Raw genomic sequence first — 12,911 nt, 5'->3', positions numbered from 1 at the left:
TGTTTTGTAGTATCATGAAGGAAAGAAGGAGGTGAACATGATGACAAAGGAAAAAGAATATGCAACCTATCAAATTTGGATCAAGAAAGGTCATAAGTTATACTCTTACTTCCTAGAGATGTGTCAAAACGCAAAAAATCTCTACAATACAACAAACTTCTATATTCGCCAAGTATATACGGCCTTACGTACTGATAAGCCATTACAGCCACTTCAACAAGAAGTCCTTCATACATTACAAAGGTACATCGAAACAATGAATGAAAATCAACGTCGTGCGTACCAAAAACGTGTGCAAAAACAGAAAGAAAAACTTGTTAAAGAACAAAAAGAAATGAAATGTAACTTGTTTACCTTCCCGACAAAAGAGAAATCGTTTCTATCCTATAACTTTCTAGATTGTTTGTTTAAAACAATGAAGCAACAAGATTATATGAACTTACCAGCGCAAACGAATCAAGCGGTTATGAAGAAGTTATATCAAAACTGGAAATCATTTTTTGCATCCATCAAGGCATACCAAAAACATCCTTCCACTTTTACGGGCAGACCTTGCATTCCAAAGTATATCAAATCTTCTATGACGGAAGTTGTATTTACCAATCAAGTGTGTAAACTCCAAGAGAAGTATATTCGTTTTCCAAAAACAAGCATAAAATTAAATATCGGTAAATTGTTCGAATATATCGAAAATATAAAAGAGGTACGTGTTTCTCCTGCTCACGGGAAGTTTAAAGTTGAAATTGTGACAGAACAATCTGAGCCAGCACCTGAGCATGTGGATAACCATCGCTATATGAGTATCGATTTAGGGATTGATAACATTGCAACTATCATAACGAATACAGGGGCTACTCCTGTGTTAGTAAAGGGCAATGTGCTCAAAAGCATTAACCAATACTATAACAAGCAAAAGGCTTATTTAACGGGTATTCTTCGTCATGGAAAAGAACCAAAAGAAGGACCACACACATCAAAGCGTTTAGAGAGGCTTCATGAGAAACGATTTCTCAAAATAAAAGATTTCTTCCACAAAATGAGTTATCATATTGTCAATTTCGCAGTTCAACATGAGATCTCTATGATTGTGATTGGGAAAAATACATCTTGGAAACAAAACAGTGAAATGGGAAAAAGACAGAATCAATCCTTTTGCCATATCCCGCATAATCTACTCATTGAAATGATTACCTATAAAGCAAAACGAAAAGGCATTATTGTACAAGTCGTGGAAGAATCGTATACAAGTAAAGCATCCTTTCTAGACAATGATGTGATCCCCACTTACGGTGAGGAAGACATTCCTGTATTCAGTGGAAAACGGATCACACGTGGCTTGTATCGCACGAAAGAAAACAAATTACTAAACGCAGATGTGAATGGTTCCTATAACATCTTAAAAAAAGCAGTTCCAAAGGCGTTTGCCGATGGAATAGAGGGGTTGTGCCATCAGGCAGCTGTGTCAACTCCACTCGTGTTAAGCATCTCTTGAAGGTGATACACGAGAAACCCCCACTTCAAAATCCGAAGGAGATAAGTGGCGGGAGTTTTCATAAACCCGTATTCTTAGAATATGTATCTAGTAATTGTTATGCTAATTATAAAGGAAAGTAATGAAATAAATAGGCTTGATAGGGCTTTTTCACATCGCCATCAAGTTAAGAAATAAAATGTAATAACGAATAGAAGCTCTGTAATTTTCAAGATGAAACTATCAAAATAAGTCCGTTTTTCTCACTCGTTTTGCTCAGATTCTTCTTCCTCAAATCGAACCAGTGCTGCTTTCGCACGGTCCCTGAGTGAGACTAAATCTTCTTCGACCTTTAAGAGGTTTTTCTTTTTTTGTTCGATGAAGTTCAGCTGCTCTTCGATAGTATGTACTACTTTTCTTAACTTTTCTGTTTGTTCACTTGTGCCTTTTACTTGCCTGTAATTCGCTTTGTGAAGCTCTAACGTGTCGCTGAGCGCGATGAATTGCTGAAGCTCCTGAAGAGAAAAGCCCATTACTTCTTTGGCATTTGTGATTTTTTTCAGGAAGTCAATATGTTCCTGGGAATATAATCTTATGCCCCCTTCACTTCGCGGGGGAGCAGGCAACAGTCCGATTTGTTCGTAATATCTGATGGTTCGTTTTGTTAAACCGCTTTGCTTCGCTACGTCATCTATTTTTATTCCGTCCATCATTTCGCTCCTATATTTCTTTATTTTTACTATTACACTTACAGGATGAAGCTTTTTAGCTCAAGAATATTATACTACAACCAGAGCTTTTTCAGAAAAAACAAGCGGTTTACGCTAACGATGGAGAGGGAATTATTCTTTTGTTTATTCTAGTTAACGTTGACGTTAAGGTTATAAAGTTTTATACTAATATTTGTAACGAAATTGCAATTATAGCTTTTTTCAATGTAAAGGGGATGGATAAGGGATATCAATCAGGGAACTGTAAACAGTAGGTTGAACTCGCCCCAAAAGCATATATAAAGGAGTTTGAAATGGATGAATTCAAATCAAACATATTCAATTAGTGCCCAAAACGAATCGGCCAAACAGCCGCTTGTCGTTTGGGTTATCTTTTTTGCCACAATCATTTCTTTCATGGGCTTAGGACTTGTCGATCCTATTTTACCTGCGATTGCAGAAAAACTTCATGCCACTCCAAGCCAGGTTTCCTTACTATTTTCAAGCTATAACTTAATTACTGGGGTTGCGATGCTGATCACCGGCGTTGTTTCCAGTAGGCTTGGCGTTAAATGGACTTTATTGACCGGCATTCTATTTATCATCGTCTTTTCGGCACTGGCGGGTTCTTCAAACGGAATATGGCAAATTGTCGCTTTCCGCGGTGGATGGGGGCTTGGTAACGCATTATTTATTGCTACAGCGTTGTCTGCGATAGTAAGTTTCTCTGTAGGCGGAACTGCCAAAGCAATCATTTTGTATGAAGCAGCCATCGGACTTGGTATTTCCGTAGGCCCGCTGCTTGGCGGAGAATTAGGCTCTATTTCTTGGCGCGGTCCGTTCTATGGGGTAAGCGTACTAATGATTATTGCTTTTTTTGCCCTTTTATTAAAAATGCCTCGGGTTGCAAAGCCTAAAGTAAAAAGCTCTATCCTTGATCCAATCAAAGCATTAAAATTTCCTGGATTATTAAGACTTGGGATTACAGCATTCCTTTATAACATCGGATTTTTCACGTTAATGGCATACGCTCCATTTGTCATGGGATTGGATGAACATGGATTGGGATATGTGTTCCTTGGATGGGGAATTTGTCTCGCTATTACATCCGTCTTTGTTGCTCCGAAGCTTCAAGCCAGATTTGGAACGATTAAATCAATGTGCGCGATGTTAATCTTGTTTGCATTAACTCTTTTGGCAATGGGAATTTGGACAGAATCAAGAACAGTTATTATTGTTTTCGTTATCATCGCAGGTCTATTCTTGGGAACGAATAATACTTTGATTACTACAGCGGTTATGCAGGTTGCGCCAGTAGAGCGCGCTACGGCCTCCGCAGCATACAGTTTCGTCCGTTTCATCGGCGGAGCGATTGGACCTTGGCTGGCTAATAAGCTTGCTGAAATGTATACTCCACATGTTCCTTTCATAATTGGCGCTGTATTTGTATTCGTGGCCATGCTGGTTGTTGCTTTTGGACGGAAACACATTGCACATGTAGATCAAGTTAGCGGCCACTAAAAAGGAGTGTGCTCCCAAGCTGTGCAGCGGAGCAAAAAATCTTGAAGATGATGAATAAAAATTATTTCTATAAGAGCTGTTTACATGAACTTAGATGTAAACAGCTCTTTATTTTTATAAAATCTCTTGAAACTAACGTTACGTCACCTTTTATAATGAAAATGAGAGGGTGAAGGAAATGATTTCCATTCAACAACTAACAAAGGAAACTGGTGTTACAGTAAGAACACTTCGGTATTATGATCAGATTAGTTTACTCGAGCCGAGCGGAAAGACGGAAGGAGGACATCGGTTATATAGTGAACATGATGTACTGAAATTACAGCAAATTTTGTTTTTAAAAGAAATGGGATTCCCGTTAAAAGAAATTACGAATATGTTAGAAACAGAGCATGTAAATTTGAAAGAGGTTTTGCAGAATCAGCTGTTGTTCGTACAAGAAGAACAGAAGAAGTTTTCTCGGATGGAAAAAATGTTGCAAGCTGTTTTATATTCCACTCAGCTGGAAGGGGCGCTCAATTGGGATATTATGTTCGAGCTTATTCAGCTTTCGCAGCAGTCGCCTCGTATGCGGCAATTATTTCAGCAACAAGTATTTTCACAGAAAGAAGAACAACTGCTTAAAAATTTACCAAACATGAGTGAGCAAAATGAGGAAGTGCAAGAGTGGATTATTTTATTGAAGAGAATGCGTCAGCTCATGCAAAAGAAAAAAGCACCAAACGATGCAGAAGTGCAAGGGATTACTGGCATTATTCTAGAGAAATGCAGGGAGATGGCAAATGGTGATGAAGCATTTTTAGATAAATTGTGGGAAGTACGTAAGTCAAAAGAGCAGTCGAAAAGGATGAATATGTATCCAATTGAAGAAGAACTTCTACAATATATGGATGCGGCTTTTGAAGTGAATATAGAAGGAGAGGAGAAATAATGAATATATTAATCGAGTATCGGTGGGCATTTTTAATTGGCGCTGAAATTGTGTTTTGGATGACCGCAATTAGTTTCTTTTTGCTCCGTTATGGATTTCGTTTGCATAAAGCAAGTTTTATAGTAGGGATTGTATTATTGCTAAATGAATTATTTATTTTAACGTTAGGTGTTGTTGATTATTATGAAACCGGGAAGTTTTCTCAATTTCAAATTATTATCGTAATCATCTTGTTGTATGCTGTTTTTTATGGAAAGAAAGATTTAAGAAAGCTGGATTTACGTATGCAGCGATTCGTTGCAAAGTGGCGGGGAGAAGCATTGCCAATGATGGAAGAACCGATAGAATTAACGGGCTGGGCACATACGAAGCAGGAACTCTTACATTGGGCAATTCATCTTATTTTATTTGCTAGTACGCACATTGTGTTTTTCTTTCTATATGGATTGGTACCCCTTGAACACATATCGAGCTGGGATGCAGATGTGTTTTTAAATGAAACCGCGAATCGTGTGAATAAAGTGTGGAGAATCGTTCTCGGTGTAGATACACTTATTACTCTCTCTTATGTTATTTTTCCAAAAAAGCAAAAGAAAGAGGTGTTGCCGCGCTAGGGTAACATCTCTTTCTTTTTCTGTTCTATTTATTCCTCGCAGAAAAAAAGGATCGTTTTTTGGATAAATACATTCAATCCACCTTGAGCAGGGTTAAGATTTGAGACATTCAAGCTTTTAAAGTTGTCCACGTGAAATATTCTTGTGCTTTCTGTAATTATAGCAGTAATAGGATTAAGAGGGCTTTTTGTTATGATGGTTACAGCCAAAGGTAAGGGATCTTCACCTTTTAATGAGACAGAAGTCAACTGAAGTAATGTTTTATTGGGAGTGTTAGTGAAATTTTGGAAAACAGGTTGGTGATTCGTGCCTCCTGGTACGGGAACTAGTACTGGTGAATTTGTTGATCCAATTGTATGATTTACAACAAAAGAATTATGAGTATTTGAGTTATCCTTTAGATTTTCTTCATCAGATTTGTCGTGATGATCAGGCATATTGGTGTGAAACCTCTTTTCTTTATTTTTGATACATTGTATTCCATTAGTAGAAAACACGTGTGGACAATGCGTGACGAGCTAGCTGTTAGTTTGAGTTGAAAAATTCTCGTTGAGCTATGTGAGCTTGTTGTATGTCAATATACAAAAAAACTGCTGCCCTTAATGGACAACAGCTTTTTTGTTACCCCGCATTATCGGATAGTAAGACCTCCACTGAAGGAAGTTTCACTTTATCCCGCTCTAACAAGCAGTAAGCAAAGATGAAGTGCAAGAAGAGGAACTGCTTGTAAGAGCCCGATTGGTTCAACTAACCTTCTGGGAAAACTGCTTCCAGAAGGAAGTTTCACTTTACCCCGCCCAAACAGCCGGTAAGAAGTAAGGCAAGGAAGAGAGACAAACCGTCTGTAAGGGCCCGATTGGTTCAACTAACCATTCGGAGGAAAAGCATCTCCAAATGGAAGTTTCACTTTATGCGACGTCTTCTTTTTGTTCATTTTTTAAAGTACTATTTTTATATCCGTAGCTGAAATATACAATTAAACCGATAACTAACCAAACGCCAAAGCCAATCCATGTTGTTACTGGAAGTTGTAATGTTAGGTATCCGCAGAACAGAACTGCTAATGCTGGAATCCATGGCACGAACGGTACTTTAAATGCACGCGGTAAGTCTGGTTGTTTTTTGCGTAAGATGATAACACCGATTGATACAACGATGAATGCAAATAATGTACCGATGTTTGTTAATTCTGCTAGCTTGTCTAATGGAACAAAGCCAGCAAAGATAGCAACCATAGCTGCTGTAATCCAGCTGTTCATAACAGGCGTTTGCGTTTTTGGGCTTACACGAGAAAGTGCTTTTGGCAGTAAGCCATCGCGGCTCATTGCATAAAATAAACGTGTTTGTCCATATAACATAACAAGTAATACTGTTGTAATCCCGGCGATTGCTCCTAAAGAGATAAGGCCGGCAGCCCAATCTTGATGAATATATTGCAGTGCAAATGCAACAGGATTCTTTACATCTAACTGATTGTAGGGAACGATTCCTGTTAATATTAATGAAACAACAATATATAAAATTGTGCAGATTGTTAAGGAAGCAATAATACCAATTGGCATGTTACGCTGTGGATTTTTTACTTCTTCAGCAGCTGTTGATACAGCATCAAATCCAATATAAGCAAAGAATACAGTTGCCGCTCCAGCTGTTACGCCAGAGAAGCCAAATGGCATAAATGGTGTCCAGTTTGCAGGTTTTACATAGAAAGCACCAACACCGATAAAGAGAAGAACAACAAATACTTTGATAGCTACCATAATAGCGTTAAAACGAGCTGATTTTTTTGCGCCTCTTGTTAATAAAAATGTAATGATGAAAATAATGCAAATTGCTGGTACGTCTACATATGTTCCAGCCACAGGGTTATAAGCGCTTGTTAAAGCGTGCGGTAGTTTAATGCCAAAGCCAGCTAATAATCCTTGGAAATATCCAGACCAACCAGATGCAACGGCTGAAGATGCCAATCCGTATTCTAGAATTAAATCCCATCCTAAAATCCAAGCGATTATTTCTCCAAATGTTGCGTAGCTGTAAGTGTATGCACTACCTGATACTGGTACAGTTGAAGAAAATTCAGAATAACATAGTGCCGCGAATACGCAGGCTAAACCAGATAAAATAAACGATAAAATAAGTGCTGGTCCAGCATGTTTAGCTGCGGCAACGCCTGTAAGAACGAAAATACCCGTTCCGATAATAGCGCCGACCCCTAACATTGTTAAATCAAATGCCCCTAAATCCTTTTTTAAAGAAGAACCTTTCTTCTGCGATTGTGCTAACAGTGCGGAAATCGATTTTTTTCGAAATAGATCCATATAGCTCCCTCACCCTCTTTGTTGTTAAAATATTCTGAACATTAAGTTCGATTTGTCGTATAATGTCGAATCTTTAAACATATTGTAATATGAAAAAAGGGCATTGTAAATATAAAATTTTTAGAAAATTCTACCTATAAAAATTTCTTTATGATGGAATCAATATAAACTACCTTTTTGATGATTCTAACGAAAAATTTGGAGGAAGCCATAAAGAAAAAAAGTGATGTGTGTAAAGAGATTATGAAAGAAAAAAGTGGTAAAGCTGTAATCTATACATTAAGTGAATGTAAAGAAAATCATGGGAAGATGCTTGGTAAATAAGCCTCTTTTTTGTTATTACATATTAGATTTGTAGAAACGCTGTCGAATTGTTTATCGAATACTTGTTCGTTTTTTTGGTTTTTTTATAAGCATTCGTGGTAAAATGGGAATACAGATTTTTTACGAGGAGGGCGGATTTATTTGGAACATCAATTTGAAATTGTCTCAGAATATTCCCCGCAAGGTGATCAGCCAAGAGCGATAGAGCAGCTGGTAGCAGGGATTAAAAATGGTAAGAAACATCAAGTGTTGCTTGGAGCGACAGGAACGGGGAAGACATTTACGATTTCAAATGTCATTAAAGAAGTGAAAAAGCCGACACTTGTAATGGCTCATAATAAAACGTTAGCAGGACAGCTATACAGTGAGTTGAAAGATTTCTTTCCGAACAATGCGGTTGAATATTTTGTTAGTTACTACGACTATTATCAACCAGAAGCGTATGTACCACAAACCGATACATTTATTGAAAAAGACGCACAAATTAATGATGAGATCGATAAATTGCGTCACTCAGCGACATCGGCTTTATTTGAACGAGATGATGTTATTGTTGTAGCGAGTGTATCTTGTATTTACGGTTTAGGTTCTCCAGAAGAATATAGTGAGCTTGTTGTCTCTTTACGCGTTGGTATGGAGAAGGATCGCAATCAATTGCTTCGTGAACTTGTTGATGTACAGTACGGCCGGAATGATATTGACTTTCAGCGTGGAACGTTTCGCGTGCGCGGGGATGTAGTTGAGATTTTTCCAGCATCCCTTGATGAACATTGTATTCGAATTGAGTTTTTTGGCGATGAGATTGATCGTATCAGGGAAGTGAACGCATTAACAGGTGAAGTATTAGCAGAACGTGAGCATGTGGCAATCTTCCCGGCATCTCACTTCGTTACACGCGAAGAAAAAATGAAAATTGCCATTGAAAATATTGAAAAAGAATTAGAAGAACGCTTAAAAGAATTAAATGATAACGGTAAATTGCTAGAAGCGCAGCGGATAGAGCAGCGGACGCGCTACGATTTAGAAATGATGCGTGAGATGGGCTTTTGTTCAGGGATCGAGAACTACTCCCGTCATTTGACACTTCGTCCAGCTGGTTCAACACCATATACATTACTAGATTATTTTCCTAAAGATTTTCTTATCGTGATGGATGAGTCGCATGTATCAGTGCCGCAAGTAAGAGCGATGTACAACGGAGATAAAGCGCGGAAGCAAGTGCTTGTTGATCACGGATTTCGTCTGCCATCAGCGCTAGATAACAGACCGCTTATGTTTGAAGAGTTTGAAGAGAAAACGAATCAAGTTGTGTATGTATCAGCGACACCGGGACCGTATGAACTAGAACATGCACCAGAAGTTGTGGAGCAAATTATTCGTCCAACTGGGCTTTTAGATCCGAAAATTGATATAAGGCCAATTGAAGGGCAAATTGATGACTTATTAGGAGAAATTCACGACCGAATTGCAAAAAATGAGCGTGTTTTAATTACGACATTAACAAAGAAAATGTCAGAGGATTTAACTGATTATTTGAAGGATGTTGGTATTAAAGTGAATTACTTGCATTCTGAAATTAAAACATTAGAGCGGATTGAGATTATTCGCGATCTTCGTCTAGGGAAGTTTGATGTGCTTATTGGTATTAACTTACTTCGTGAAGGACTCGACATTCCAGAAGTGTCGCTTGTAGCAATATTAGATGCAGATAAAGAAGGATTCCTTCGTTCAGAGCGCTCGCTTATTCAGACGATTGGCCGGGCAGCTCGTAATGCAAACGGTCATGTTGTGATGTATGCAGACCGAATTACAAAATCGATGGAAATCGCAATCAATGAAACGAAGCGTCGTCGTCAAATTCAAGAAGCATACAATGAAAAACATGGAATTACGCCAAAAACAATTCAAAAAGGAGTGCGCGATGTTATTCGTGCAACGATGGCTGCGGAAGATACAGAAACGTATGAGACAGCGCCACTAACTTCTAAGAAAATGACGAAAAAAGAACGAGAAAATGTCATTGCAAAAATGGAAGCGGAAATGAAAGAAGCTGCAAAAGCGCTTGATTTTGAACGAGCAGCTGAGCTTCGTGATTTATTACTAGAATTAAAAGCAGAAGGGTGAAGGCGATGAGTAAAGATTTTATCGTTGTAAAAGGTGCGAGAGCCCACAACTTAAAAAATATTGATGTCACCATTCCGAGAAATCAACTTGTTGTTGTAACAGGGTTATCTGGTTCAGGGAAATCGTCGTTAGCATTTGATACGATTTATGCGGAAGGACAGCGCCGTTATGTAGAGTCACTATCGGCGTATGCACGTCAATTTTTAGGACAAATGGATAAACCGGATGTGGATGCAATTGAGGGATTGTCTCCGGCTATTTCAATTGACCAAAAAACGACGAGTCGCAATCCGCGTTCAACAGTCGGAACAGTGACGGAGATTTATGATTATTTACGTTTATTATTTGCGCGTATCGGAACACCAATCTGTCCAAACCACGGCATTGAAATTACATCACAAACAGTTGAGCAAATGGTAGATCGTATTTTAGAATATCCAGAACGTACGAAGCTGCAAGTGCTCGCACCGATGGTCTCAGGACGTAAAGGTGCGCATGTAAAGTTGTTAGAAGATATTAAAAAGCAGGGGTACGTCCGCGTTCGCGTTGATGGAGAAATGCTTGATATATCGGAAGAAATTACGTTAGATAAAAATAAAAAGCATTCGATTGAAGTTGTAATTGACCGTATTGTTGTGAAAGAAGGAATCGCAGGCCGTCTTGCTGATTCATTAGAAACGGCTTTGAAGCTTGGAGAAGGCCGTGTTTTAATTGACGTAATCGGAGAAGAAGAGTTGTTGTTTAGCGAGCACCATGCTTGCCCGCATTGCGGATTTTCTATTGGTGAACTTGAGCCGCGCATGTTTTCTTTTAATAGTCCGTTCGGTGCTTGTCCGTCTTGTGACGGTCTTGGTGCAAAACTAGAAGTAGATCTTGAATTAGTGATACCAAACTGGGATTTATCATTAAATGATCATGCCATTGCACCTTGGGAGCCAACAAGCTCACAATATTATCCACAATTGCTGCAGTCTGTTTGCAACCATTATGGCATTGATATGGATGTACCGGTAAAAGATATTCCGAAGCACTTATTTGAGAAGGTGTTATACGGAAGCGGAGATGAAAAAGTGTATTTCCGTTATGTGAATGACTTTGGTCAAGTGAAGGAAAGCGATATTATTTTTGAAGGCGTGATTCCAAACATTGAGCGCCGTTATCGGGAAACGAGCTCCGATTATATTCGTGAGCAAATGGAAAAATATATGGCAGAGCAAGCCTGTCCAAAATGTAAAGGCGGTCGTTTAAAACCGGAAAGCCTCGCTGTTTTTGTAGGTGAAAAAACGATTGCGGAAGTAACGAAGTTTTCTGTTCAGGAAGCATATGATTTCTTTACTAATATTGAATTAACAGAAAAGCAACAAAGTATTGCCAATCTTATTTTGCGTGAAATTAAAGAGCGTCTTAGCTTCTTAATTAACGTAGGGCTCGATTATTTAACGCTTAGCCGTGCAGCTGGAACATTATCAGGCGGAGAAGCGCAGCGTATTCGCTTAGCAACGCAAATTGGATCGCGGTTAACAGGTGTATTATATATTCTTGATGAACCTTCTATTGGTTTGCATCAACGTGACAATGACCGCTTAATTCAAACACTGCAAAATATGCGTGATTTAGGAAATACGCTTATTGTTGTTGAACACGATGAAGATACGATGATGGCCGCAGACTATTTATTAGATATTGGTCCTGGTGCAGGTATTCACGGCGGGCAAGTCGTTTCAGCAGGTACGCCGCAAGAAGTGATGCATGATGACAATTCCTTAACAGGACAATATTTATCAGGCAAAAAGTTCATTCCGGTTCCGCTAGAGCGCCGCAAAGGTGATGGCCGTAAAATTGAGGTCATTGGAGCGAAGGAAAATAACTTAAAAAATGCGAAGATGTCATTCCCGCTTGGCACATTTGTTGCTGTGACGGGTGTGTCAGGTTCAGGGAAAAGTACATTAATTAATGAAGTGCTGTATAAAGCAGTTGCTCAAAAATTGTATAAAACGAAAAGTAAGCCTGGTTCACATAAAGAAATTAAGGGTCTTGACCATTTAGATAAGGTAATTGATATTGATCAGTCCCCAATTGGACGTACACCTCGTTCAAATCCAGCGACATATACAGGTGTGTTTGATGATATTCGTGATGTGTTTGCACAAACGAATGAAGCGAAGGTGCGCGGTTATCAAAAAGGACGCTTCAGTTTTAACGTGAAGGGTGGCCGCTGTGAAGCGTGCCGCGGTGATGGGATTATTAAAATTGAAATGCATTTCTTACCAGATGTATACGTTCCGTGTGAAGTTTGTCATGGAAAACGTTATAATCGTGAAACATTAGAAGTAAAATATAAAGATAAAAACATTTCTGAAGTGTTAGAGATGACAATCGAAGATGGAGTAGAATTCTTTGCGAATATCCCGAAAATTAAACGTAAGCTTCAAACGCTTGTGGATGTAGGACTCGATTACATGAAGCTCGGTCAGCCGGCAACGACGTTATCGGGCGGAGAAGCGCAGCGCGTGAAGTTAGCATCCGAGCTGCATCGCCGTTCAACAGGGCGAACGTTATACATTTTAGATGAACCGACAACTGGTCTTCATGCACATGACATTGCTCGTCTGTTAAAAGTGCTTCAGCGTCTTGTTGATAATGGTGAAACAGTGCTCGTTATTGAACATAATTTAGATGTTATTAAAACGGCAGACTATCTTATTGACCTTGGGCCTGAAGGCGGAGATAAAGGCGGACAAATCGTTGCAACAGGTACGCCGGAGCAGGTTGTGAAAGAAGAGCGTTCTTACACAGGGAAGTATTTAAAAGGTGTTTTAGATCGTGATAAGGCACGTATGAAAGAAAAAATGAAAGAAGTAGAATTAACACAGTAAAATAAACATCTAATAAAGAAGT

At 38.9% G+C, this 12,911-nt stretch carries 9 protein-coding genes; 6 read left to right on the top strand and 3 right to left on the bottom strand.

Translation table 11 applies throughout. The features are described 5' to 3' along the window. Positions 1–40 precede the first annotated feature (40 nt). Positions 41–1,492, top strand: a complete 1,452-nt coding sequence (locus AB1284_RS21085) for an RNA-guided endonuclease InsQ/TnpB family protein (RefSeq protein WP_429753135.1) — start codon at positions 41–43, stop codon at positions 1,490–1,492. A gap of 242 nt (positions 1,493–1,734) precedes the next feature. On the opposite strand, the gene AB1284_RS21080 is transcribed toward AB1284_RS21085, so the two are convergent. Beyond that, the gene (locus tag AB1284_RS21080; RefSeq protein WP_429753136.1) at positions 1,735–2,181 is read right to left on the bottom strand and encodes a MerR family transcriptional regulator; all 447 of its coding nucleotides are present in this window, start codon (positions 2,179–2,181) and stop codon (positions 1,735–1,737) included. 318 nt (positions 2,182–2,499) lie between these two features. Here AB1284_RS21080 and AB1284_RS21075 point away from each other — a divergent pair, with 318 nt between their 5' ends. The 3 genes from AB1284_RS21075 (at position 2,500) to AB1284_RS21065 (ending at position 5,247) form a co-directional block, all read left to right on the top strand. After that, positions 2,500–3,702: an MFS transporter gene (locus AB1284_RS21075; RefSeq protein WP_429753137.1), complete on the top strand. Its 1,203-nt coding sequence runs from the start codon at positions 2,500–2,502 to the stop codon at positions 3,700–3,702. A 178-nt stretch (positions 3,703–3,880) separates the two neighbouring features. Beyond that, positions 3,881–4,633, top strand: a complete 753-nt coding sequence (locus AB1284_RS21070) for a MerR family transcriptional regulator (protein ID WP_429753138.1) — start codon at positions 3,881–3,883, stop codon at positions 4,631–4,633. Next, positions 4,633–5,247 (top strand): hypothetical protein, encoded by a 615-nt coding sequence (locus AB1284_RS21065; protein ID WP_429753139.1) that lies wholly within the window; start codon positions 4,633–4,635, stop codon positions 5,245–5,247. The genes AB1284_RS21070 and AB1284_RS21065 overlap by 1 nt, the downstream gene beginning before the upstream one ends. A gap of 29 nt (positions 5,248–5,276) precedes the next feature. On the opposite strand, the gene AB1284_RS21060 is transcribed toward AB1284_RS21065, so the two are convergent. Both AB1284_RS21060 and AB1284_RS21055 read right to left on the bottom strand, forming a co-directional pair. After that, positions 5,277–5,684, bottom strand: a complete 408-nt coding sequence (locus AB1284_RS21060; protein WP_429753140.1) for a hypothetical protein — start codon at positions 5,682–5,684, stop codon at positions 5,277–5,279. 471 nt (positions 5,685–6,155) lie between these two features. Continuing rightward, complete coding sequence (locus AB1284_RS21055; RefSeq protein ID WP_429753141.1) at positions 6,156–7,565, bottom strand: amino acid permease; 1,410 nt, start codon at positions 7,563–7,565, stop codon at positions 6,156–6,158. A gap of 465 nt (positions 7,566–8,030) precedes the next feature. On the opposite strand from AB1284_RS21055, the gene uvrB reads away from it, so the two are divergent. Beyond that, a complete protein-coding gene (gene uvrB, locus AB1284_RS21050; RefSeq protein WP_429753142.1) occupies positions 8,031–10,013 on the top strand; it encodes an excinuclease ABC subunit UvrB in 1,983 nt (660 codons plus the stop codon). A gap of 5 nt (positions 10,014–10,018) precedes the next feature. After that, the gene (gene uvrA / locus AB1284_RS21045; RefSeq protein ID WP_429753143.1) at positions 10,019–12,889 is read left to right on the top strand and encodes an excinuclease ABC subunit UvrA; all 2,871 of its coding nucleotides are present in this window, start codon (positions 10,019–10,021) and stop codon (positions 12,887–12,889) included. Positions 12,890–12,911 lie beyond the last annotated feature (22 nt).

This window comes from Bacillus sp. S2(2024), assembly GCF_050474045.1.
In the GTDB taxonomy this organism is placed as follows: Bacteria; Bacillota; Bacilli; order Bacillales; family Bacillaceae_G; genus Bacillus_A; species Bacillus_A yunxiaonensis.
This window is presented reverse-complemented; position numbering and strand designations above follow the sequence as displayed.